The 22,589-nt window shown below is 54.8% G+C and carries 23 protein-coding genes; 3 read left to right on the top strand and 20 right to left on the bottom strand.

The genetic code is table 11. The features are described 5' to 3' along the window. Positions 1-75: 75 nt before the first annotated feature. The 9 genes from C4520_01100 to C4520_01060 form a co-directional block, all read right to left on the bottom strand. Positions 76-768: a hypothetical protein gene (locus C4520_01100; protein RJP26185.1), complete on the bottom strand. Its 693-nt coding sequence runs from the start codon at positions 766-768 to the stop codon at positions 76-78. Beyond that, positions 765-1,565 (bottom strand): hypothetical protein, encoded by an 801-nt coding sequence (locus tag C4520_01095; protein ID RJP26184.1) that lies wholly within the window; start codon positions 1,563-1,565, stop codon positions 765-767. The genes C4520_01100 and C4520_01095 overlap by 4 nt, the downstream gene beginning before the upstream one ends. A gap of 148 nt (positions 1,566-1,713) precedes the next feature. Continuing rightward, positions 1,714-3,204 (bottom strand): MBL fold metallo-hydrolase, encoded by a 1,491-nt coding sequence (locus tag C4520_01090; protein RJP26183.1) that lies wholly within the window; start codon positions 3,202-3,204, stop codon positions 1,714-1,716. Next, the gene (locus C4520_01085) at positions 3,105-4,571 is read right to left on the bottom strand and encodes a TrkH family potassium uptake protein (protein ID RJP26182.1); all 1,467 of its coding nucleotides are present in this window, start codon (positions 4,569-4,571) and stop codon (positions 3,105-3,107) included. The genes C4520_01090 and C4520_01085 overlap by 100 nt, the downstream gene beginning before the upstream one ends. A gap of 6 nt (positions 4,572-4,577) precedes the next feature. Beyond that, a complete protein-coding gene (locus tag C4520_01080) occupies positions 4,578-5,240 on the bottom strand; it encodes a TrkA family potassium uptake protein (GenBank protein ID RJP26181.1) in 663 nt (220 codons plus the stop codon). A gap of 10 nt (positions 5,241-5,250) precedes the next feature. After that, a complete protein-coding gene (locus C4520_01075) occupies positions 5,251-5,658 on the bottom strand; it encodes a TrkA family potassium uptake protein (GenBank protein ID RJP26180.1) in 408 nt (135 codons plus the stop codon). After that, on the bottom strand, positions 5,658-6,368 hold the full coding sequence (locus C4520_01070) for a response regulator (GenBank protein RJP26179.1): 711 nt from the start codon (positions 6,366-6,368) through the stop codon (positions 5,658-5,660). The genes C4520_01075 and C4520_01070 overlap by 1 nt, the downstream gene beginning before the upstream one ends. Next, a complete protein-coding gene (locus C4520_01065; protein RJP26178.1) occupies positions 6,365-6,763 on the bottom strand; it encodes a response regulator in 399 nt (132 codons plus the stop codon). The genes C4520_01070 and C4520_01065 overlap by 4 nt, the downstream gene beginning before the upstream one ends. After that, positions 6,760-8,622 (bottom strand): HAMP domain-containing protein, encoded by a 1,863-nt coding sequence (locus C4520_01060; protein RJP26177.1) that lies wholly within the window; start codon positions 8,620-8,622, stop codon positions 6,760-6,762. The genes C4520_01065 and C4520_01060 overlap by 4 nt, the downstream gene beginning before the upstream one ends. Positions 8,623-8,772: 150 nt before the next feature. Between C4520_01060 and C4520_01055 the strand changes: the two genes are divergently transcribed. Next, positions 8,773-9,864 carry a hypothetical protein gene (locus C4520_01055; GenBank protein ID RJP26176.1) on the top strand — a complete coding sequence of 364 codons (1,092 nt, stop codon included), beginning with the start codon at positions 8,773-8,775 and terminating at the stop codon, positions 9,862-9,864. Between the two features lie 7 nt (positions 9,865-9,871). On the opposite strand, the gene C4520_01050 is transcribed toward C4520_01055, so the two are convergent. Beyond that, the gene (locus C4520_01050; GenBank protein RJP26189.1) at positions 9,872-10,327 is read right to left on the bottom strand and encodes a DUF2892 domain-containing protein; all 456 of its coding nucleotides are present in this window, start codon (positions 10,325-10,327) and stop codon (positions 9,872-9,874) included. Between the two features lie 202 nt (positions 10,328-10,529). On the opposite strand from C4520_01050, the gene C4520_01045 reads away from it, so the two are divergent. Together C4520_01045 and C4520_01040 are read left to right on the top strand one after the other, a co-directional pair. Next, positions 10,530-11,921, top strand: a complete 1,392-nt coding sequence (locus C4520_01045) for a selenium-binding protein (protein ID RJP26175.1) — start codon at positions 10,530-10,532, stop codon at positions 11,919-11,921. A 61-nt stretch (positions 11,922-11,982) separates the two neighbouring features. After that, positions 11,983-12,570: a hypothetical protein gene (locus C4520_01040; protein RJP26188.1), complete on the top strand. Its 588-nt coding sequence runs from the start codon at positions 11,983-11,985 to the stop codon at positions 12,568-12,570. 16 nt (positions 12,571-12,586) lie between these two features. On the opposite strand, the gene C4520_01035 is transcribed toward C4520_01040, so the two are convergent. The 10 genes from C4520_01035 to C4520_00990 form a co-directional block, all read right to left on the bottom strand. After that, positions 12,587-14,248: a sodium:proton exchanger gene (locus tag C4520_01035; GenBank protein RJP26174.1), complete on the bottom strand. Its 1,662-nt coding sequence runs from the start codon at positions 14,246-14,248 to the stop codon at positions 12,587-12,589. 104 nt (positions 14,249-14,352) lie between these two features. Continuing rightward, entirely contained in the window at positions 14,353-15,378 is a 1,026-nt protein-coding gene (locus tag C4520_01030; protein RJP26173.1) for a potassium channel protein, read from the bottom strand. An 81-nt stretch (positions 15,379-15,459) separates the two neighbouring features. Further along, positions 15,460-15,696 (bottom strand): carbon storage regulator, encoded by a 237-nt coding sequence (gene csrA, locus C4520_01025; GenBank protein RJP26172.1) that lies wholly within the window; start codon positions 15,694-15,696, stop codon positions 15,460-15,462. Next, positions 15,668-16,135, bottom strand: a complete 468-nt coding sequence (locus C4520_01020) for a flagellar assembly protein FliW (GenBank protein RJP26187.1) — start codon at positions 16,133-16,135, stop codon at positions 15,668-15,670. The genes csrA and C4520_01020 overlap by 29 nt, the downstream gene beginning before the upstream one ends. Before the next feature lie 91 nt (positions 16,136-16,226). After that, the gene (gene flgL, locus C4520_01015; GenBank protein ID RJP26171.1) at positions 16,227-17,795 is read right to left on the bottom strand and encodes a flagellar hook-associated protein 3; all 1,569 of its coding nucleotides are present in this window, start codon (positions 17,793-17,795) and stop codon (positions 16,227-16,229) included. A gap of 27 nt (positions 17,796-17,822) precedes the next feature. Beyond that, positions 17,823-19,565 (bottom strand): flagellar hook-associated protein FlgK, encoded by a 1,743-nt coding sequence (gene flgK / locus C4520_01010; protein ID RJP26170.1) that lies wholly within the window; start codon positions 19,563-19,565, stop codon positions 17,823-17,825. Between the two features lie 21 nt (positions 19,566-19,586). Beyond that, positions 19,587-20,087: a flagellar protein FlgN gene (locus C4520_01005; GenBank protein ID RJP26169.1), complete on the bottom strand. Its 501-nt coding sequence runs from the start codon at positions 20,085-20,087 to the stop codon at positions 19,587-19,589. Between the two features lie 17 nt (positions 20,088-20,104). Then, positions 20,105-20,458, bottom strand: a complete 354-nt coding sequence (locus C4520_01000) for a hypothetical protein (GenBank protein ID RJP26168.1) — start codon at positions 20,456-20,458, stop codon at positions 20,105-20,107. 221 nt (positions 20,459-20,679) lie between these two features. Continuing rightward, a complete protein-coding gene (locus C4520_00995) occupies positions 20,680-21,783 on the bottom strand; it encodes a flagellar basal body P-ring protein FlgI (GenBank protein RJP26167.1) in 1,104 nt (367 codons plus the stop codon). Then, positions 21,771-22,580: a flagellar basal body L-ring protein FlgH gene (locus C4520_00990; GenBank protein RJP26166.1), complete on the bottom strand. Its 810-nt coding sequence runs from the start codon at positions 22,578-22,580 to the stop codon at positions 21,771-21,773. The genes C4520_00995 and C4520_00990 overlap by 13 nt, the downstream gene beginning before the upstream one ends. Between the last annotated feature and the right edge of the window lie 9 nt (positions 22,581-22,589).

The raw sequence follows: 22,589 nt of genomic DNA, 5'->3' as shown, positions 1-22,589 counted from the left end.
AGAGAGCCAGAGAAAATGTAGTGCCTAGAGCTTTTTCTGTCTCTGTAAGTTCTTGATACAAAATAGCTTAATTTTTCAAACTGTCGAAAATGAGTCTAAGACTAGAACCATCCCAGAACGCTCATTCCTCCTCAGCCAATGGACGAGAGAAAACAAGATATGTCTGGCATTGCAGCGGTTAATCTTCTGGAAAATGAGGGCCTCTTTGAGTAGCGAAATCCTTGATATCTGACCCTGCAGCCATTGTTTTACCAAATCTCTGAAGAAAGAAGGATCTTGGTCTTCTTCCAGTTGGGCCAGACACATCTTCCTCATAGCAATTCTGAATTCTTGGCTCATCCCATAATCGCGATAAATATCTTTTTCGAGCCATTTTCGGATGTCAATGATAAGGAATTTCTCTTCCAGCCCATTTAAAGCAGCAATTTCATTTAATTTAAGCTTTTTTGAATTTTCCTGAAGCCTGCACCCATTATTGACAATGAGCCGACCAAGAAAATTCGAAGCCAACCCGTCCCAATCAACTTGGCGAGCAATATCATTGAATAATCTGTCGATCATATGAATTTTTGTATGAGCGGCATCTATCGAAGCAAATTGAAATCCTTCTTCCTCAGATGCAATTTTCAATCGTCCAATTAAATCTTCGGGGGCTATCTCTTTTGAAGGCATTATGAATTTGACAGCAGATCCTCCGCCTCGGATGAAATCCTGCAAATATTCTTTGCGAAGAATTTCGAGCCATTGAGATGCGCTATCAGTAGTCATGTGGCAGTCTCCTGTTGATACGAGAATGATATTCCATAATAGATTTTCTCAATGCCATCTTCAGTTATGACCGAGAGCGGATTCTTAGTTTTTGTTCCTGTATCCGCAGGAAATTGGACCTTAAATCCCTTTTTTGTTCTATTTACAAGGCTCTTGTCCAACAAGTAGATATCTCTGGCAAACTCTTGGATAGAGTAATTCTTGTTTTGGCCAGGCAACAAAGTGAGAAGCCTATATATTTCCTTCAACTTCACGACAGTGCCATTTCTTGTTGTTCCTTTTCCTCTCGCTGCGGACAAGACTTCGTAGCATTCAAATAAGCACTCGAGGAATGTTTCTGGCTTGAACTTCGACGGTTTCTCTTGGAGTTGCTTTAAATATTTGATCAAAAAGGATGGACGTATTCTTTTCTCCAAAGACTTATCGATTAGCACCGCTCCCTCTTCCGGGAGTGTCCGAATGAGGAATGGGTGACAATATAACCTTTCATCTAGTTCAAACATCTTCAGTCCTGCTTCTTCTGCAGCATTTAGAAACTCTAGAGCGGCAGCGTGACCAGCCAAATATTCTTCATCATTTAATGTCCAACTCGCTCGTGCCTTTTCGATCTGTTCCTTAAGTTGCATGACAGTTTGGTCGGCAAAATCGATATTCTTTCTGAGATCCTTCAGATTCCCCAGTTGAGCTGCAGAATGAAATTTCCTTAAGGCGCTGATAGCCGCTGCCGCGATTTTTAGCGCCGCGTGAGCTTCACGCTCCATATTTGAAAATAAGTCCTCTAGACCAGAGTTCGTCATTTTTCGATCCTCTTGCTTTTATATCTCTCAAGTCTGCGACAAAATCGCCCAGCAATGAGGGTAATAATTCTAGAGTAGCATTCGACTGGTATCCCAAGAGCAACGCAATAAATTTTATCCTTACAGAATGGAAAAGTCAAGGTTCGATCTATTCAACATGCCTCGATTCAATCTTCAACAATTTCTTATCCTTTTCCATGAAATAGACCCATGTGTTGCGCGACATGAGGCAATAGTCCTGCTCGCACAGAATGCCGAGAATTTTGATGTGCAGCTTTCGGGCCGCGACGTCATTTGGATCATGGTTCAGCAGCACATCGAGCACCTGCAGGGCAAGTTGGCCTTTCCCCCGAGCGAGCAGCCTCCTGCTTCTTTTTAGGATTGCCTCGCGGTCGCCGATCAGCCTGAAGATTTCGTTGTTGACTTCGCGCTCGGGCCGCGGCAGCAGATGCGCCGGATTGTGATCGAAGTAGCCGTGATACCACCGGTAGATATTCTGCACGGCGAACTCGGGCCGCGAGTACAGGAAGCGAAGGTACCTGTGGTCTTTCAGATGTTCCGGCAGATTCACCATGTGAATCATTTCGTCCAGCGGCACATCCTTGTTTATGAAATCCACCACTTGATCATGGATGGAATGGATCGCCTCGATGGTGACATCGAGCAACTCCTTGACATCGTCTCCCTGATAAACGGCATGTCCGCCGTGCGCGACAAGCATCTTCGGATTCTTCACGCGCACCGCTTCGAGTGCGCGCGCCCAGGGAAGCGCAAAGCGGGTTGGCTTGAACGGGTTGCCGATATTGGGAAATCCGGCGATGATGAGGTCGCCGACAAATGCCGTCTCGATTTCCGGGACGAATACCCACGTTGCGTCGTCGGTTTCGGCGCGCGCATGATTGAGCTCGAAGGTTTTATCGCCGAGCTTGAAGGTCAGCGTCTCGTCATAGACCTGCGTCGGGTTCACGAATGAGGCGGCCCGATCGGCATGGAACGCGAAATTGAATTGCATCTGCGCGATGCGCTCGCGATGTTCCGACAGGATGCGATATTTCTCAAATCGATCCGTCACATACCGATGGGCGATGACTTTGGGCGCATCTTCAAGAAACGCAGATGCGCCGCCGACATGATCGAGGTGACCGTGCGTATAGACAATGTATTTGACTTGTCCGGCGGTTTTGCGGATCTCTTCGAGCATCTTGCGGCCAAGCGCGGGATGGAGCAGCGTATCAACGACGACCGCCCCTTCGGTCGTATCGATCCAGGAGGCGTTTGAAATCAGAATTCGGGCGACATGCACATCCGGGCGCGGATGCTCGAAGTAAACGTCGCCGAAATTGATAACCTGGATGGCTTGGTCTTTTTCCGGTCTGGGAGGCGATACACGCGGGTTTCGTGGTGCCGGGGCTGTTTTCTTTCTTTTTGGCGGCATCTTCGTGCTCCGTTTCAGACTTGTGGGATAGATGCGCGTATCATACCCCGCAGAAAATGCGGAAGTCAATTCCCATTGTGCTTGGTTACGGAGGAATCTGAAGCTTATTGAGCGGAAGCGGCGTCGCGAAAGATTTTGATGATCGAGTAGATAACGACGAAAAATTCGAGGCGCCCGAGGAACATTCCCGCGATTTCCGTCCATAGTATTCCCGGAGGCATGGCGGGACCGGTAAGCCCAATTGAAAGGCCGACCGTTCCCAAAGCGGAAGCGAACTCGAAGAGGGATTCCCTCAGAGAATATCCGTATCCGAGGAAAATGATGACACCCGCCGCGTACGTGGAGAGATACAGGAACAGATAATTGCCGGCCTCCCTTATATGTTCCGGGCCGACATAAAACTTGTTTTCACCTCTCCAAATATACCGGTCATGGACGGCGCTGGCGGGCATGAGATTCGAGCTGATTTCCCAGATGATTGATTTGAAGAGGAGATAGATGCGGTACTGCTTGAGGCCGCCCGCTGTGGAATAGATGCCCCCGCCGATCAGCATGAGAACGATGAGGCACATGATCCCGAAGTCGGGCCATCCGGAATAGGACACGCTTGTATAGCCGGTGGTCGTCAGAGCCGAGATGACCTCGAAAAAGGCGACGCGAACGCCCCGTCCGGCGGAATAGAGCGGTAAAAGGGCAAGCCCCAGAAGAACCGGAACAAACAGCGCAATGGCCGCCCCCGTTAGCCGGATTTCTCCATTCCTGAAGAAGGAGCGCAAATCGCCTCTGAGAAGGGCGTAATGCATGATGAAGTTTGTTGCTCCCAGAAGCATGAGGAGCATGGTCACGAGTTCGATGGAGACGCTGTTGTAGTAACCGATGCTTTCGGTTCGAGTGGAGAAACCGCCGGTTGAAAGAGAGCAAAATGAATGGTTGATCGCGTCAAAAAGCGGCATTCCCGCGAGGAGATAAAGCAGAATTCCCGCCGCCGCATAGCCCAGGTAGATTCTGACCACGAGCTTGGCCGAATGCCTCACGTTCGGTAGAAGCTGCTCAGAGCGGCCTTCCGCCACCGACAAACTGCGGCCAGCCGGTCCGACGATGGCGGAAAGCATGATGATTACCAGGCCGGCGCCCCCGGCGAACTGCATGAGGGACCGCCAGAGAAGAAGGATGCGCGGAGTCTCCCGGACATCGACAACGCTGAGACCGGTCGTAGTCCATCCACTCACCGATTCGAATAATGCATGGAGAAAGCTCAGTGGGCCAGACAGCGAGAAGGGAACTGCAGAAAAAACCATGGCCAAAATCCAGCCGACAAGAACAATGACGCCTCCCTCGGGCAGGCCGAGCGTCACATCGCCCGCCTTTCGGCCGATCAGCCTGAATAGGAGTCCGCACGCGCCCGCTCCCGCGGCAGCGACACAGAACGGCGCCAGAAAATTCGATTCGGATGGATACCAGATGAGGACAAACAGAGGAAGAAGAAGATAGAGCGCAACGCCGAGGAGCAGAGTACCTATGTGCCGGACGATGGCCAGATATTTCCAGCGGATATTCTCGCGATAGCGCATTTTCCGTTATTTTTCCCCAGTTAAAATGCGCAGCGCGGGCCCCTGTTCCTTCGGGGTGGTTATGAGGATTGCGCTGTCGCCGGGCAGCAGGCGGGTATCGCCGCGCGGAATGATAACGGACTCGCCCCGAATGACCACTGCCAGCAAGGCCCCCGGCGGAAGCGGGATGTCCATGAGCTGTTTGTTCGCGCAGGGATGCCCGTCATTGATTCGAATCTCCGTGGCGTTCACTTTTTCTTCCGCAATCGGGAACAGATTCACGATATCTTCGACCGATAATCGCTGACGGATGAGGGTGGAAATCAATTTCGTCTGATTAAAGACCGAGCTAACTCCAAGGCGCTTGAAGAGAAGCTCATTGTTTGGATCGTTGAGCAGCGCGATCGTGCGCGGGACGCCGAAATTTCGGCTCGCGATCTGACAGATGACAAGATTGTCGGCGTCATAGGGGGTAACGGCAACGACGGCGTCGGCGCGACCTGCTTCGGCTTCCTCCAGCCTGCGGGGATCGCTTCCGTCTCCGCAGATAACCAGAGATTCCAATTGTCGGACAATCTCCTGGCATTCTTCAGCCTTTTTACTGATGACGGCAACGGTGCTGCCGCCGGAGATAAGAAGTCTTCCCAGAAAATAAACCAGCTTTTCGCCCCCAACGATAATGACGCGCACAGTGCCTCCCTTATTCCCCCTGTTTCAATATTTCCGCTCCGAACGCATCCGCCGAGATTGTGGTAGGACACAGAATGTGAAGCCCCATCTCTTGAAAGATCGCGCCCTTTAGCGGATCGCCGACACGAGCGAGAACCTTCGGGACATGATACAGTTCTCGCGCGCATTGCGCGATCAGGAGATTGACGTTGTCATCATCGGTGACGGCTGCGAGCAGGTCGGCCTCTTGAATTTTCGCCTCTTTGAGAACCTCCTGGTCGGAAGCGTCCCCGGTCACTTGAAACCCGCTGAACTCTGCGCTCAGCAGGTTAAAGGCCTCCTTGACACGATCGACGACAACCACGTTATGTCCGGCGCGCGAGAGCTGATTTGCCAGACGAGAGCCGAGTCTGCCGCAGCCGACTATCAGCGCGTACATCAGGACTTTTTCTCCTTTCCATCATCTTCTTTGTGCGGCTCCGGCCCGAAATCAATCCCTTTCCTGGTATAATCCAGTTCCGTGACGCGGGAAAGATTATGATGCGCCGGCTCGAATGTGGGATCGAGCGCAATGGCGGCGCGATATCGTTTTTGGGCCTCGAGTAGGTTTCCTTTCAATTCCAAGATGATGCCGAGCAGGTTGAAGGCTTCGGGACGGGAAGAATCGGCTCCGATGGCCTTTTGGAGAAATTCGGCGGCCTTTCCGACATCGAGCTCGTTGATCCACATTTTCGAATATTCCAGGAGTTGATCATATGTTTCCAGCTCATGTTCTTTCAGTTCCGGGCGCGACAGCACGGTGGACGCCATGTCGCGAATCTGGTCGGGAGCGAACGGTTTCCGCAGGTAATCGACGGCTCCCATTTTCATTGCATCGACGGCGCTTTCGATGGTGCCGTAGGCGGTAATGATGATGACGGGCAAGCGCTTGCCTTCGGCCCGCAACCTGCGCAATACTTCGAGCCCGTCGATTCCGGGGAGTTTTATGTCGAGGAACAACAGGTCGAAACTCGATTCCGCCAACTTGGCCAGAGCGTCTTCGCCGCTGACGGCCGTTTCCACACGATATCCGGCGCTCTCAAGAGCCTGTCTCAGAGTCGTCCGGATATTTTTTTCATCATCCACAACGAGAATCGGGTTTTTCTTCATGATTTCTTCTCCTTCATCGGGGCGGTGTCGGCGAGCGTTCGCTCGACAGCGGCGGCAAGTTCTTGCGGATCGAACGGTTTCACCAGGTAGTCGCGTGCGCCAAGCTCGCGAGCCCTCCGGATATCTTCCTCGCCCGCCTTTGCGCTGATAACAACGACGGGAATTTGCTGTGTCGCCGCATTTTTCCTCAGTCCGTCAAGGACGGCAAAGCCATCCAATTTTGGTATAATCAAGTCAAGAAGAATGATGTCCGGCTTCACATCAAAAGCCATCTCCATGGCAGCCAGGCCGTCTTTCGCAACCAGAACCTCGAATCCCCGCGCCTCAAGAGCCATGCGAATCCCGAGAATTATGTGGGCGTTGTCTTCGACAACGAGTATTCTTGCGCTCATCATCGTTCGGCTTTCGAAGTGGCCATCGTTTTTGAGACCGGCAGAGTGAAGATGAATTTGCTGCCTTTTCCCGGTTCGCTTTCCACCCAAATCCTTCCGTTATGAGCTTGAATAATCTCCCTTGAGATAGCAAGACCGAGACCGGCGCCTCCATGTTCCATCACCCCGCGATCCTTCACCTGGAAGAACTTCTCGAAAATCTTCTCTTGGAACTCGGCAGGGATACCGACACCTGTATCCTGGACTGAAAAGTGTACGCGCTCCCCTTTCTGGACGGCGCCGAGCGTAATGCGGCCGCCGGAGTCGGTGTAGCGCAGGGCATTGCCGATGAGATTACTGATGACCCAGCCGATTTTGTTGGGATCGGCTTCCACAAGCGCCGGCGTCCCCTGCACGCCGATCGCGAGTTGGATGCCTTTTTCTTCCATTTGCAGCTTGAACGGTCGCGTCGAGAGTTCAAGAATGCGGGCCGGATCGACGGGAGAAAGAGTCAATTCCAAGCGTCCCGATTCGATTCTGGAAAAATCCAGAAGGTTGTTAACCAGTCGCGTCAATCGCTCCACGTCCTCGCGGGCGGCCTCGAGCAGTTCTCTTTGCTTCTCATTTATTTCGCCCGCAGATTGCTCGAGCAAGAGACCGGCCGCCATCGCGATCGAGGTTAACGGAGTCCTGAACTCATGCGAGACGGCGGAGATGAAATCGCTCTTCATTCTGTCGAGCTGGTAAAGATGAGTGATATCCTGCAGGATGGTGACCGTGCCGATGAGCTTGCCCGTCTCCGCTTTCATGGGGCTTACGCTCTTGCGATACACTCGCTGCGATTCGCCGCTGCCGAAGACAAAGGGGACATCGAGTTCCTCGGGCGAGGGAGGCAGCCCTGTTTCAGAGCTCTTTCTTATCGACTCGAACAAGGCCTCATCCCGGATCACTTCGAGGAAATGCTTTCCTCTCGCTCGCTCGTTTGTGGTATTGAACAACTGCTCCGCGGCCGGATTCAGAAGCGTGAGACAGTTCTGCTGATCAGTGACAAGGATGCAATCGCGTATTGTATTCACGATGACATCGGCCTTCTTCTGTTCTGCGAGCAGCCGTTCGAGGTTCATTGCGTGATAATTCCTGAGGCGGGTGGCCATTTCGTTGAACTCGTGAGCGAGCAATCCGGTTTCATCTCGTGATTCGGCCTCAACCGAAAGGTCGAGGCGCCCTTCGCCGATCTCTTTGGCGGCGGCAATAACTTTTTCGAGGGGCCGGATGATGACTTGCGATAATTTCAGGGCGAACACAATACCAAAGGCTACCACCAGCGCCGAAATTCCGAGAGAGGAATAAACGGCGAATTCCGAACGTCTTTCGGCCGCTTCTTCAGCCCGTATCATCGCATCCTGATTAACTTGAAGCAGGTCGTTGATTGCGTCCTTTGCCTTGTCGAATGCGGGCTTGACCGCGGAAAGATAAAATTCTCCTCCGTTCTCGGTCTGTTTCAACCGGTCGAAAAGCAGGAGGTACTCGGGATACAAATTTCCTATGGACTCTATGATTTCCGCCTCTCCCTCCTCGGTCACATTGTCTTTTGCGCGGCCGTATTCCTCCAGAAAGACGGTTTCCGAGGCTCGAAACAGCTGCTCGGCCTCCTCATGACGTCCAAACAGGTACATGAGTTCTGCGCTGTCCTGCCTTTCAATAGCGCCGGACATTATTTGTGCGGCCTTGACGCTGCGGTAGTTTCTTTGCAGAATCTGGTTAATTGATCCGCCGAGGATAACAAAATTAGCGACTGCCCATACTCCGAGAATGGCTGTGGCCGTGACCAAAACCAGGTAACCCAGCAGCACCTTTGCGCGCAGGCTCTTCCTCGGGTCCATATCCGCCTTTTCTTCTCGCAGAAAAATGTATATAATTTCCAGATACTGGTTAACCGAACATTATATCCTCTTTCCCATATGGATTTCAAAAAAATCGCAAATATTTGAGCCGTTTGCGACTTCGGATGTCAATCCGGGAGAATCGAAGGAATGGACCTGAAATCAAGGGTCGCGGAGATGCGGGCGCGCGCCATCGAGTGGCTGGATTTGATGCTGGTAAAGGATCAGCCGTTCGGCGTGCACCGGGCGAGCACATACCATGACATAAGCGAGTTTCCGTCGATGCTCTTGCCGGCGACATACAACGCGGCGCACTGCCGGAAACTGCTCGGGAATTACGAGGGTCTGGCGGATTCGAAACGGGACGAACTTGTCGGTTTTATCAATGGTTTCCAGCAGAAACAGGGCAATTATCGAATGCCGCAGATGCGAAAACAGGACGTTTATTATCCCACATGGGAATACGTGGACTTCCATACAACCAACTATGCGATGGGGGCGGTTCTCTCGATCGGTGGAAAGCCGGGGCGCCCGCTTGCATTCGTCGAGCCGTATTGCTCGATTGGGGCATTGGAGCGGTGGCTTGCCGAGCGAAACATGTCCGATCCGTGGAACGAGGGCAACAACATCGTCAATCTGGCGAGTTTTTATTTTGTGTTGAAGGAGTCGGGCGATTCGAGGATGGATGCGCTGATAGAGCATCTGTTCGAATGGCACGAGGAGACGCAGGACCCGCAAACGGGATACTGGCTCGACGCGAGCGCGAATCCTCCCGTGCATCCGCTGGTGGCAATGGCGGGCGCCTCGCACAACTTCCACATCTATTATTATCTGAACCGGCCGGTTCGTCATTTCGAGAAAATAGTGGACGGATTGGTGGATTTTGCTGGAGAAGGCGTCACTTCGGCCTGTGTTGATATTGACGTTGTGGACGTGCTGGCGAACATGCACAGATTCGGGTACCGGAGGGCGGATATCGAATCAGCCTTCGAGAAGAAGCTGGCGGCCCTGCTGGATTTTCAGAATGCTGACGGAGGGTTTGCGGACGTTCTGGAGGGGGATCGTCGGTTCGACGGGTGGAACTGCTACATCGAGCCGCAGGGACTGAGCAACTGTTTTGCGACGTGGTTCCGCAGCGCCGCGATTGGGATGATCTGCGAAATCCTTTTCCCCGGCGCGTTTGACTGGCATTTTCGCAATACCGTCGGCATGGGATATTTCAATAGGAACTATGGGCGATGAATTCCGCTCATCGTTCGACCGCCGCATAAATCTCCGCCGATTTTCGGGAAGCCTCTTCCACCGGCGGCAGGTTTTGGAAGTCTCCGCGAAGCGCCTTGAGCGCGTAGCGCTCGTGATCGATTTCAGCGGCGGTTCGGATGCCGGCGCGCCGGAGGACGGGCACTGGCGGGCACCAGCCCTGGAGGGCGTGCTGGAGCAGGAATCCGGTAACAACCGCGGGAAGAATGAACCATCTGCGGCTGACGGTCGCCCCCAGCGTTAATCCAAGAAGCGCCAGCATTGAAGCATTCATTTCGAGTATTCTCTCGATGTCCCATTCGCGATCGAGTTCCTCGAGGCGTTTCTCGAGCACGTCCGGTCCGGCTCCCGCATAGTAGACGATATTGCGCTCGGTCTCGCGGCGAATCTTCTCGTTGATCTTATCGGATGTATGTTCGGGCACTCGCGATGTTGTCTTGGGCAACATTTGCATTTCCCTCCTTTTCGGAAAACCTGTTCATATCGATTCTGATGTCTTCCGTTGGCGTCCGCTAGAATGAAAATCAGAAATGCACGGCTTTCCCGCTTGCCTGTATTTTCTTTGAATGTCATTATTTGTTTGTGTGCAGCGAAGAATGTATTTCTTTTGTCGAACTTGCGTTCTGCCTTGAGAAGGGAGATGAGAGATGCCGTTATTGCGACCGGACCCCACTTTTTATCCGTCTCCACGGAAGGCGATGGAGGCGCCGCCGGAGAAACTGGCGTATGTCGCGACGCTGAACTACGGGAACGGCCGTCCTGACGCCCTTGCTGTGGTTGATGTCGGCCCCGATTCGGCGAAATACAGCCAAATCATTTCGACACTGGAGATGCCGCATGTCGGAGATGAGCTCCACCATTACGGCTGGAATAGCTGCAGTTCGGCGCTGTGCCCGTACGCGCCGCATCCTCACCTGGAGCGCAGATATCTGATCGTGCCGGGTCTGCGAAGCTCGCGGATTTACGTGATTGATACCAAGCCTGATCCCGCGCATCCTCATATTACGAAAGTGATCGAGCCTGAGGAAATCAAGAGACATTCCGGATACAGCCGACCGCACACAATTCATTGCGGGCCGGAAGCGATTTACGTCAGCGCGCTGGGGTCGGGCGAGACAGGCGAGGGGCCGGGAGGAATCTTTACGCTGGACCATTTCAATTTTAATGTGCAGGGGGCATGGGAGAAGGACCGGGGAGCGCAGAAGCTGGCCTATGATTTCTGGTGGCACATCGCCTACGACGTCATGATCACCAGCGAATGGGGCAGGCCGTCCCAGTTCGAGAATGGATTGATCCTGGAGGACCTTCTTGGCAGCAGGTACGGCCATAATCTGCATTTTTGGGACCTGCGCCGTCGAAAGAACATACAGACGGTGGACCTGGGGAAAGAATACCAGCTTGTCTTTGAGTTGCGCCCGGCGCACGAGCCGGATAAACAGTATGGATTTGCGGGTGTTGTCCTGTGCTTGAAGGATCTTTCGAGTTCCATTTGGGTATGGCATCAGGAAAATGACAGATGGGCGGTGAAACGGGTGATCGATATCCCGGCTGAGCCGGCGGACCCGAAGGATCTCCCGCCGCCATTGAAGGATTTCAAGGCCGTCCCGCCGCTGGTGACGGATATCGACCTGTCGCTGGATGATCGCTACCTATACGTTTTGTGCTGGGGTACGGGCGAGCTGCGCCAGTATGACGTTTCCGACCCGTTCCACCCGAAACTGACGGGCTCTGTTCAGCTCGGCGGCATCGTACGGCGCCAGTCGCACCCAAAGAGCGGACCGCTTCTTGGCGCTCCTCAGATGGTTGAGATCAGCCGGGACGGAAAGCGGGTGTATTTCACCAACTCGTTGTACGGCGTCGTTGACGATCAATTCTATCCCGACAAGCTTTCGGGCTGGATGGTCAAGGTCGATGTGAAGCCGGAAGGTGGGATCGAGCTGGATCGGGATTTCTTTATTGATTTTGGCGAAACGCGCGCGCATCAGGTGCGCCTGCAAGGCGGAGATGCATCCACAGACACATTCTGTTTTCCATCCTGAGCTTCTGGGAAGCTGGCTGGCGCTTGTCGGTTTCGGCGTCTATCACGGTCTCAATCCCGGGATGGGGTGGCTCTTCGCATTATCGCTCGGGCTTCAACAGAAGAGCGGGCGCGCGATATGGGTTTCGCTTGTGCCGATCTCGGCCGGTCACGCGACCTCGATTGCGCTGGTCGCGGTACTAGTCGCAGGCATCGGCAGCATGATATCGCTGCAGTCGCTCCGGCTGTTGACGGCCGTGACGCTGCTTGGATTCGGAGTGTACAAGCTCATCACTTATTACCGGCATCCGAAATGGGTGGGCATGCGCGTCAAGCTTCATGATTTATTCCTCTGGTCGTTTCTGATGGCGTTTGCGCACGGAGCCGGCTTGATGATTGCGCCGATATTGGTCGGCCTGCTCGACGGCTCACATTCCGGCACGCATCATGTAAGCGCCTCGTCCGGCATGTTGTTGATGCTCGCAATCGTCGTGCATACCCTCGCAATGCTGGTTGTGATGGGCTTCATAGCCTGGATCGTGTACACGAGGCTCGGATTAATGTTCCTCAGGCGAAGCTGGGTGAATTTTGATCTGATCTGGGCGGGCGCGCTCTTGGTAGTCGGCGCGCTTGCGCTATGGGGCGCCGTGGCCGGCGGCGGGATGCACTGATTCCGCCAGGCGAAGGTTACCGCACCTGCCGGGTTTGCTTGAGCACCTCGAGACTGAGCGAGTTTCCCACTTCCTGCTCCTCATCGACGACGACATGCGCGCCGGCGGAAACCAAATCTCCCGCAAAGATATGATACCGAGCCCGTGCGAAGACAAGAGCTTTGGGCGAGAGCGCGCGGGCTTGTCGAATCACCTGTAATGCAATTCTATGATCTGGAACGGTAACCACCACCGCCTGGGCCGTAGAGACCTGTGCATGTTCGAGGACTTCGGCCTGCGAGGCGTCGCCGACATGGGCATCGATTTTATCGCGGCGCATTGCGGCCACGGTGCGCGGATTCATTTCGATCACCAGCACATGGAAGTCGGTTGCGCGCAGCGTCTCAACGACGTGCCTGCCTGCCGGCCCGTAACCGATCACAATGATGTGGTTGAAGAGGCCTCCCTCGGGAGCGATCGGTTCCCGTGCACGCACTTTTTTTCGCCTGATCCTTTGATCGACCCATTCCCCCACCCGCGGAGCTGAGGCAACCATGTACGGGGTCAAAAATAAGGTTGCCACCGTCGCCGTCACGAAGAGCCGGAAGAAGTTCTCGTCGAGCACTCCCCTATTTTGCGCCACCTGCGCGAGGAGAAAGGAGAATTCCCCCACCTGGGCCAGCGACAAAGCCGTCGCCACTGCGTAGCGGTTGCTGTTTCTGAACAGGAGCGCAATCGGCCAAATGATGAGAGCCTTGCCTGTAACAATCAGCGTCACTGCCACCGCCACCAAAGGCCATTGGCGTAAAACAAAGTGCATGTCGGCCAGCATTCCGATGGAGGCGAAAAACAGGGTCACGAACAGGGTTCGCAGCGCGCCGACATCGGCGCGAGTTTGTGTGGCGAAGGGGGTACCGGCGAGAAGGAATCCCGCTATGAAGGCTCCAAGCGCCGGAGAGAGTTGCAGTGCATGCGCCGCCCAGGTGGACCCAAGGACCGTAACTGCCGCCAGAAGAATCGGCAACTCCCGGTTCTTAGAGACAATGGTTATGTCGAAGAGTCTGGGCAGGACGTAATTGCTCAGGAGGTAAAAGACCCCGACAAAGAGAACGACGAGCAGAATGGAACGACCCAATCCTGTTACCGCTTGAAGCGGCGTGCCCTCTCCCCCCAGCATAGTCATCAGCAGCACCAGCGGAACGACGGCGATGTCCTGAAGCAGAAGAATCCCGAGGGCATTGCGTCCGTGAATGCTTTCGATCTCGGCCCGCTCGCTCAAGACCCGCAAGACACACGCGGTGCTGCTTGGTGCGACCATCAAGCCAAGGGCGATGGCTACGGCAGGACTCAGACCGAATGCCCATCCGCCTGCTGCTACGATTGCCGCAGTGAGGGCTATTTGCAGACTGCCGCCGCCCACGGCGATTGCTCCGAGGCGCCTGAGTCGACTTAGGGAAAATTCGAGGCCGATGGTAAACAGAAGCAGCGCCACTCCCAATTCAGCCATCGCCGAGACCATTTCGCGGCTGCTGATCAGGTTAAGCCCCCCCGGCCCAAGCGCTGCGCCCGCGGCAAGATAGCCCAGGATAGCGCTCTGCTTGAAGCGTTCGAAGAGGAGTCCGAGGAACAAGGCGGCGGCGAGCAGAACAACCATGTCGAGCAGGGGATTCCAGAATGTCGGGGCGGCGGCTGGATTCATATTTATGCCTTACAAGGCGCTGACGGGACCAATTTTCGAATCTCGAAGAATGATAGGAACAGCTTGATTTTGGATGACTCGAACACGGGTGTTGGTTCCGGATTTCAGGTAGCCATCTTTATCAATCTCTCAGTCTGCTCGGAAGTTCCAATCGTAATCAGTTTGTCACCGCCTTTGATCATGTGGTCGGGCGGCGGGTTGAAAATCATTTTGCCGTCTTTCTTTTCGATCCCAATGATGATAATACCGAGTTGACTGCGGATAGGGGTATCCTTCAGGAATTTTCCGTCGAGGCTGGACTTTTCGCTCACGCCGATTTCCTCGAGGCGGACGTCCATCTCTCGCTCGAGCGAACTGAGTTCGATGAATCGCGCTACAGCCGGCTGCAGGAGCGCGCTGACAAGCCTGTATGCACCGATCAGGTACGGAGAGACAACCTTATCGGCGCCGACCCGAACCATCTTCTGCTCGGTTCCTTTTGTTTCTGCGCGAGAAGTGATAAGGAGTTTGCTATTGAGGCTTTTAGCCGTAATCGTGATAAACAGATTTTCCGCATCGGAAGCGGCGACGGCCACCAGTCCCCGGGCCTGCTCTATATTTGCCCGGCGCAGGGTTTCTTCGTCTCCGGCATTTCCCTGAATAGCAAGGATTCCGCGTTCGAGCGCGCTCTGTACAACCGCCGCATCTGCATCGATAACGATAAATGGCAACTTTCGCTTCAGCAATTCGCCGGCAACTACGGTCCCCATCCTGCCGTACCCGCAGACAATGTAATGGTCTTTCAGGGTTCTGATTTCCCTTTCCACTCGACGCCTCCCCAGGATTTCCCTCAGGCCGCCCTCGATCATCATCTCGACGACGATGCCCAGGCTGTAAAAGACAAAGCCGACTCCGGCAATAATCAGCCCCATGGTGAACCATCTGCCGGGCAGAGAAAGCGGCCTCACTTCCCTGTAGCCGACCGTAGCAACCGTGGTGACTGTCATGAATAAAGCATCAAGAAAGGACCAACCTTCAATCAGCATATAGCCGGCGACACCGGTAAGCAAAACGGCGACAATCCCGCCTAATGTGATGAGCAGCCGGTGTTCGGGCAGCAGTGGAAGTCGCGTGCCCCCATATCCGCCCATAGAACGCTCCTCTAATGAAATTCGTTTTTGATATTGTACAGGAATCGGGAATCCGAGACAATCGATGTTCCGAGAATGCGCCTATTTCTTGAGCGGGGGCAGCACGCGGCGGACTTTTGCGATATCGAGCGGGGCAGTGCGGACGGCTTCTTCGTTTGCGCGTTTTATCTGCTCATACACCTCGCGCCGGTGAATGGTTATCTCGCGGGGGGCATTGATTCCGAGTTTTACCTGATCGCCTTCGATGGCGACAACGAAGACCTCGATGGAATCCCCGATAACGATGCTCTCATTCACTTTGCGAGTGAGCACAAGCATGGTCGGAGGCCTCCGCCGGCAGGATACGGTGTTTTGTGGTGAAGCGGGAATCCGTCAGTACGAGTTGCGCGGCTTTGCCGGCGGCCCGATTTATCACGAGGGGGCCCATCAGGTTCACCGTCATGTCGCGGGGATTCTCCGGAATGGTAACGACCGCCAATACCGTTGCGCTCGCCGGCTCGCTCAACTCTATTTCCGCCAGCTCTTCCGCGGACACGCTCACCTGGTAATCGGAGAATACGAGGCCCGGGTCGATCAAGACGAAACAAAGAGAGGCGTCCTCGAGCGACTGCCACCAGAAGAAGGGCACGTCGCTGTCGGGAAACGGCACCAGGGCGTAGCGCCGCAACCGCGGAAATCCAATCATCCCTGCCGGCATCTCGAAGCACTGCTGTTCAGCCACCTCGATCTCACCCAACGCTTTACTTGATATCTTCATAATTCTCCCACTTCATTGTCCATATTGGCGGAAGGTTCAGCGCCTTCCCTCTTCATGTCAAAAAAACATTGCTCTCTCAGGGTCGGCTGCATTATCTGAGGAAACTGAACAGAGTGGGCTGAAGCACGTGAACAGTGGTAGAGAGGGCAGCCTGATAGATGACCTCCTGATTCACCAGTTTTGTTGCAAATTCCGTGAGGTCCGCTTCCTCGGTGTTCGAGCGAAGCTCGTGAAAGTTAAGCTGCAGATCGAGAAGGCGCGATCGCGCAAAATCGGTCTGCACCAGATTCTGTCCGGATTTAGCGCGAGCCGAGGTAATCCGCGAAGTTGCGTCATCGACGTTTGCAATGAGTTCGGTTAGTCGCTCTGGGTCGTTATTCAGCAAGGCTTGCCGCACGGCTTCCGCGACTTCGATAAGTCCGGGCGCAAAGATGCCGAGGTCTTCGGCCGTAGTGCCGCCGAGTTCGCTGACAATGACGATGGGCGTATCGCCGATGAGCGAGTTTATGATCAGGCGGTTACCGGTGGAATCGAGCGATGCCTGAACATCGACTCCGGCGTTATTGATCGCGTCGATGACGTCGCCGACCGTTAGTGCGGAGCTCAGGTCGACGGAGGCCGTTTGCGTGTCATTGGTAATACGGATCGTGCCGAGGTTGATGCCGGCGCCCTCGTTGAGGAGGAAAACGGGCGTGTCCAATTCAGCGACCGGATCGAGGTTTGATCCCATAAGCGAGCCGACCGAACTGCCAAGAATACCCAGGTCTGCCGCAGTCGTCGTGGCCGGCGACGCGGCCGGATCCTCGGCGATGATCAAAGGGAGAGTTGGATCGACCGTGTTATCGTCGATAAACAGGCCGTTCCCGTCAGCATTAATGCTCGCGGTCACATCGACAGGCGCCGCATTTATGGCATTGATAACATCGCCGATCGTGACGGCTGAGCTCAGGTCGATTGTGGCGGAAGCGCCTGTGCCGTCGGTGATCACGATCGAGCCTGCTTGGACCCCGGCGCCGTCATTGAGCAACGCCAGCGGAGTATCATATACGGGGCCCGCGCTTAAATCGGGCTCGAGCACGGGATCGCCGATGACTTCCCCGATCCTGGTCGCGAAGGCCTGATTGCCGGGGATATTGATCGGCACCACGTTGCCCGGGCCGATTTCCACGTACATCAGCCCGCTGTCGCCGTGATAAGCCGAGCCGGTATCGGTACGCGTGAATGGAATGGTCTTGGTATCATGCCCGGCGAACAGATAGCGGCCGCCGAAATCGGAATTCACGGTCTGCAGCAGTTGCTCGATGAGGGCGTTTACCTGCTCGGCGGCAGCCGCCCGTGACTCAGGATTGCTGGTATCGTTTGCCTCGGTCACGGTTATCTCGCGCAGGTCCAGCAGGATATCGTTCAGGATACCGAGCGAGCCCTCGGTCGCCGTCACGAACGATTCCACAAAATCGATATTGGATATGAACCTGTCTATCTCGTTGATTTCCGCCCTTAAGCGCATGACGACGGCGGTCCCGAGAGGATTGTCCGAAGGGCGCCGGATCACCAGCCCGGTGGCGAGCGTTTCCTGCGTGTGCTGGAGTTGGCGGAGCGAGTTCTGCACGTTTTGCAGAGCCGTGTTCACGATAACCGGATTCGAAATTCGCGTGACCATTATTCGTTACCCTTCACGATGGCTTTTTCAGGCATTCAGCTCAGTGAGCAGCACCTGCAACATGTCGTTGACGGCGCCGACAAACTGGGCCGACGCCTCATATGCCTGCTGGGCGACCATGATATTTATGGCTTCCTCATCGAGAGAGACGCCCGAGATCGAGTCGCGCAGGTTTGCGATACCGCTCACAACTCCTAAAACGACATCGTGCTTGTCAATTGCCTGGCGCGTTTCCGAGCCGAGGTAAGCGAGTGTTTCCTGGAAAAACCCTTCGATAGTCAAGGAGGCTCCCGCACCGATAACCGGCTGATCCCGTAGCTGGGCGAGAGCGAGCGCATTGCTGTTGTCGCCGGGACTCGGGGACCGTGCGGCTGCGATAAGGTTGGGATCGGCCAGGATTCTATCGGAGACGGCGATCGAGGCGGCGGCGCCGGCCTCGGGATCGAAGGTGAAAAAGGTATTTAGGCCCATCGCGAGCAGGAAATCGCTCGTGTCGCCGGCCTGGGTATCGTCGCTGACGAACGTGAACGTGTCGCCGGCCGTCGTCGTTTCCAGAACGAGCTGGTTATCGGGCGTAACGGTTGCGGTGAGTCGCCCGTCGGCTGCAAAGGCAGTGTTGATTTGGGCCGCGATCGAGTTCAACGAATCGGTATCGGCGTCGACGGTGATCTCATGCTGCTCGAGCAGTTGCCCGTCGGTATCATAGACGGCGAGATAAAACGATCCGTCGATCGGCGTAAAGGGCAAGCCAGCGGAATCAAGCGTCGCATCGGGATCGGTGACGGCGAAATCGGAGGTGGTCGAGGTGTAGCGCGTGAGGCCGACGCCCTGGCTGTGGATTCGGTTCACTTCTTCAATAAGGGAGAGCGCGAGCGTGTCGAGGTCGGACATCATCTGATTCATCACTTCGCCGTCGCGCATGTCGAGGTAACCTTTGAGGCTGCCGCTCCTGATTTCGAGCGGGCGGTTTCCGCCGTTCAAGGCGATGATCTCGTAATAATCTCCCGCAGAGGCCGTGCCGGGATTCAGGCGCAGCCCGACGGGATTGTAGTTGTAATCCTGGACGATGCCGTATCCATCCAGATAAACGCTGACGGTGCCATTGGCGTTGTTGCGGATGTCGACCGATGCAATTGAGGATAGCTGGTTCAGGAGCTGGTCGCGCATATCGCGCGAGGAATTGGCCTGTGCCGACCCCGCCTCGAGGGTGCTGATGCTGCGATTGAGCTCGCTGATCTGCTGGGCGAGCCGGTTGATTTCCTGGACGCTGCTATTGATGAAGCCGCTCATGGAGACGCTCTGGTTGACAAGCATCTCGTGTGTCGAGCGGATGGAATCAGCGAGGGTGACGGCGGAACTGCTGACCGTGGTTCGCACGGCCGGGTCCTCAGGATTGTTGGACAGTTCCTGGAAGTTGTCGAATAAAGTGGATATCCCGTTTGCAATTCCAGAATCGGAGGGCTCGCCCAGAATATCCTCGGTCTGCATCAGAAAATCCATGCGGATGGCATACTCGCCCAGCACGGAATTCTCCTTGCGAAACCGGTCATCGATGAGGCTTTCACGGACCCGTGAAATCGTTCCGACATATGCGCCGTGTCCCAGCAGAACGTTGCCGTACCGATATTCGGGGTATCGCAGGAGCTCGGCGCGCTGGCGCGAGTAACCGGGCGTGGCGGCATTCGCGACGTTTTGTCCGGCCACATCCATCAGAATCTGCTGTGTCTGGAGAGCGCTTCCTCCCAGCGAAAGCATAGAAAAGAGGGTCATGATCGTCCTCCCGTGGCCGGATCAGATGTGATGATCGAAAAGTGCGGCCGCCGTTGCGGCCGATTTTTTCACTCCGGTGCGCCCGTAGACGTCGCGATTCGATTCGGGCTCAACCAGGTTTTTCAGAACCGAGTCCATCAAATTCGAGCAGTATTTCAGCAATTCGACGTTTATCCTATTCTGTCTCTGCGTATCGTGAATAGCCGCGATTGCTTTAGAGCGCAGTGAGTGGAGACGCTCGCTGAGGGGCCCCGTCAGGCGCTCCGCGATTTGCCCGAGCGTGACATTCGCCTTTGAGAAACCCAATTCGCGCGCGAGCTGCTCTGCGACAGATTTACGTTCCTCTTCCAGCCGATAATTGGCGGCGGCGATATCCTGGATATCGACGGTGATCAAGGGCAAAGCTTTTAAGTCGTTTGCCGACAAAGCTTTACGCTTATCCAGCGCCAGGCGCTTCAACGTATGGTAATTCTCAATTTGTGTTTCGAGAATTGCGGCAAGACGCTCAGCGATTTGTTCCATAAGCTTTATCCTCTTTCTTAGATATCGGCATCCTGCGGCGTTTGCTTTAGCAAGGTTTGCAGACTTTGGTAAATCGAGTCGGCCAATCCGAGCTGACTTGAGCGCACCATCCCTGTGGCAAGTTCCTCATCCAGAAAATCCTGAAACAGCTCTTCTGTTTTTCCGCCGTAGAGGACTGAATTTTTTGGGATCGATTTCCGCATTTCGCGGATCAACATATGGAGGAAATAGGTCGCCATCTCGCGGGCGGCTGCCCGCACTTTCTCCGGATTGGAGTCCGCGGTGGGAGAACTGAGCTGCTGGAGTTTTTGCTGAGTTTGTCCAACACCGAAATGTCGTTCCGAACTTTGAACGATATCAAGCTGATTCATGCGGGCCTTTTAGTTTTTGCTTGCTTTGGGGACAAACACCATTCTATCCCGCGAGGCGCGGGACTTCGCTGCGCTCAGCGATCAGGCGCGAATTTATTTTGCATAATCGCCGTCGCTGTGAAATCCAAAAATAGAGCCGATCCTCTTCGCCCCGGGACAGAGGGACAGTCCCCATTGCTTAGATTGCAGCCGTTGGACACTTCAATAGTGCTCGCATTCTGTTACATAAATTCCAGGGTTGCCTGAAGGGCGCCGGCGCGATCGATCGCCTCGAAAATCGCGACAAGATCCTCAGGTCGAACGCCGATGGCATTCAATGCGCTTGCGACCTCCCCCACTTTTGCGCCATAAAGCTCCAGGACATGCAGTTCATCGGGGAGAGCGGCGGCCTCGTCCCGCCCGCCGACAAATATTCGGATATCTCCATGCGAGACAGCCACGGGCGTGATGACGGCGTCCTTTCCGACTACTATGGTGCCGGTGCGTTCGTTGATAACGACTTTGGCGAGGGTATCGGGCTCGACTGGCGCCAGCTCCATTTCACTGATAAAACCGATGGTGTCGCCGGTGTAACTCTGGGGTATCTTTACCGCGATTGAACCTCCGTCAACGGCTTCGGCTACTTTTTGATGAAAATGAAGGTTGATCGCATCCGCCGTCCGCATTGCGGTGGTGAAATCAGCGCGGCGAAGGCAAATGGTAAGCGTGTCGGTTTCGCCGACAATTGTGGAAGGGACCTCCTTTTCGACGATAGCGCCCTGAACCGCCAGTCCTGTTGTGAGATGTGCTCCCCGCATTCTGCGGCCCGTACTTGGCGTTCCCACCGAGACAGGGCCCTGCGCCACCGCGTAAACCTCATTATTTCCTGCTCGCAGAGCCGTCAGCAGCAGGGTGCCGCCTTGCAGGCTTTCGGCGTCGCCGATTGCAGAGACGGTGGCGTCTAATTTCGCGCCTTCCTTTGCGTAGGGGGGAAGTTCGGCCGTGACCATGACTGCGGCCACGTTCTCCGCGCGCAACTGAACGGAATCGAACGTGACACCGAACTGATTCACCATGTTTGCCAGCATTTGCCGGGTGAAGGGGACGCGGCGTCCGTCACCGGTTCCATTCAAACCGGCCACGAGTCCGTACCCGACGAGTTGGTTGCTGCGCACTCCGCGGACATAGGCAACGTCCTTCACCCGCGCGATCTGCTGCGCGAGCGCCGGCGCCGCGACCGCTAAGGCCAGGAATAGCGACAAGCTCCATTTTTGGAGATTCCGGGAGACAGGATTTGCGCGTGTTCGAAATCGGGCTTTGTCCATGATTTTTTTTAGAATGGCCATATGAATTCGAGGGCCTCCGTGATCACGCCGCGCTTTTGGACGGTGCTCAGCGGGCCGTAGCCCTTGCACTGGATTTCAGCATTTGCAATTTGTGTGGAGAACACTGTGTTCTGCGGTGAGATGTCCTGGGGTCTGACCGTTCCAACGACGATAATCCAGTTTTTCTCATCGTTTATCACCATGTTCTGACTCGCTTCCACCCGCAGATTTCCGTTTGGCAGAATTTCGACCACTTGTCCTGAAATAGTTCCCCTGAGTGCTGAGGCCCTTACAGACGAGCCGCCGCTCTCGAATTCATTGGAGGCATCAACCCCGAACCGCGGATCGGCCGAAAAAGGCTGCCCAAAGAGCTCGGTGAACCCAAGGATATCGCTGAATCCGTCGATGCCGAAGTCCAGTTCCGTCTCTTTCTCGGTATCGGTGAGCGTGCTGTTTCTGGCGTCAACCGCTTCCACGATGAGGATGGTGATGATGTCGCCGATCCTGTATTCGCTCCTGGAAGTGGAATAGAACGAATGCGTTTCCGCGCCGGGCGCTCTCCAGATAGAATCGGCGCGAGCGGGAGATGAGAAACAAAACAGAAGGAAGAGCGGCAGGAACACAGCGCGGCGGAGCCGCAAGGGGTTTTGGATTTTGGATTTTGGATTTTGGATTGACGAGGTACTAAATAACCGGTTCTGCAATCCTTTAAGGTAATCAGCCTTAAGCTGTGACATCTGCAAAAAAAGACGACATGAATTCAAGATTTCAAAAGTGAGTAGTATGGGATATCTTCTGCGGCGTGAAATGAAACTCATCTGGTTTTC

Source organism: Candidatus Abyssobacteria bacterium SURF_5 (assembly GCA_003598085.1).
Lineage (GTDB): Bacteria > Abyssobacteria > SURF-5 > SURF-5 > SURF-5 > SURF-5.
This window is presented reverse-complemented; position numbering and strand designations above follow the sequence as displayed.

Bases quoted from the DNA above. Each gene is read 5' to 3' on its own strand.
- C4520_01100 (RJP26185.1), bottom strand. From the start codon at position 768: ATGACTACTGATAGCGCATCTCAATGGCTCGAAATTCTTCGCAAAGAA.
- C4520_01095 (RJP26184.1), bottom strand. From the start codon at position 1,565: ATGACGAACTCTGGTCTAGAGGACTTATTTTCAAATATGGAGCGTGAA.
- C4520_01090 (RJP26183.1), bottom strand. From the start codon at position 3,204: ATGGACGGAAATCGCGGGAATGTTCCTCGGGCGCCTCGAATTTTTCGT.
- C4520_01085 (RJP26182.1), bottom strand. From the start codon at position 4,571: ATGCGCTATCGCGAGAATATCCGCTGGAAATATCTGGCCATCGTCCGG.
- C4520_01075 (RJP26180.1), bottom strand. From the start codon at position 5,658: ATGTACGCGCTGATAGTCGGCTGCGGCAGACTCGGCTCTCGTCTGGCA.
- C4520_01070 (RJP26179.1), bottom strand. From the start codon at position 6,368: ATGAAGAAAAACCCGATTCTCGTTGTGGATGATGAAAAAAATATCCGG.
- C4520_01065 (RJP26178.1), bottom strand. From the start codon at position 6,763: ATGATGAGCGCAAGAATACTCGTTGTCGAAGACAACGCCCACATAATT.
- C4520_01060 (RJP26177.1), bottom strand. From the start codon at position 8,622: ATGGACCCGAGGAAGAGCCTGCGCGCAAAGGTGCTGCTGGGTTACCTG.
- C4520_01055 (RJP26176.1), top strand. From the start codon at position 8,773: ATGGACCTGAAATCAAGGGTCGCGGAGATGCGGGCGCGCGCCATCGAG.
- C4520_01045 (RJP26175.1), top strand. From the start codon at position 10,530: ATGCCGTTATTGCGACCGGACCCCACTTTTTATCCGTCTCCACGGAAG.
- C4520_01040 (RJP26188.1), top strand. From the start codon at position 11,983: ATGGGGTGGCTCTTCGCATTATCGCTCGGGCTTCAACAGAAGAGCGGG.
- C4520_01035 (RJP26174.1), bottom strand. From the start codon at position 14,248: ATGAATCCAGCCGCCGCCCCGACATTCTGGAATCCCCTGCTCGACATG.
- C4520_01030 (RJP26173.1), bottom strand. From the start codon at position 15,378: ATGGGCGGATATGGGGGCACGCGACTTCCACTGCTGCCCGAACACCGG.
- csrA (RJP26172.1), bottom strand. From the start codon at position 15,696: ATGCTTGTGCTCACTCGCAAAGTGAATGAGAGCATCGTTATCGGGGAT.
- C4520_01020 (RJP26187.1), bottom strand. From the start codon at position 16,135: ATGAAGATATCAAGTAAAGCGTTGGGTGAGATCGAGGTGGCTGAACAG.
- flgL (RJP26171.1), bottom strand. From the start codon at position 17,795: ATGGTCACGCGAATTTCGAATCCGGTTATCGTGAACACGGCTCTGCAA.
- flgK (RJP26170.1), bottom strand. From the start codon at position 19,565: ATGACCCTCTTTTCTATGCTTTCGCTGGGAGGAAGCGCTCTCCAGACA.
- C4520_01005 (RJP26169.1), bottom strand. From the start codon at position 20,087: ATGGAACAAATCGCTGAGCGTCTTGCCGCAATTCTCGAAACACAAATT.
- C4520_01000 (RJP26168.1), bottom strand. From the start codon at position 20,458: ATGAATCAGCTTGATATCGTTCAAAGTTCGGAACGACATTTCGGTGTT.
- C4520_00995 (RJP26167.1), bottom strand. From the start codon at position 21,783: ATGGCCATTCTAAAAAAAATCATGGACAAAGCCCGATTTCGAACACGC.
- C4520_00990 (RJP26166.1), bottom strand. From the start codon at position 22,580: ATGAGTTTCATTTCACGCCGCAGAAGATATCCCATACTACTCACTTTT.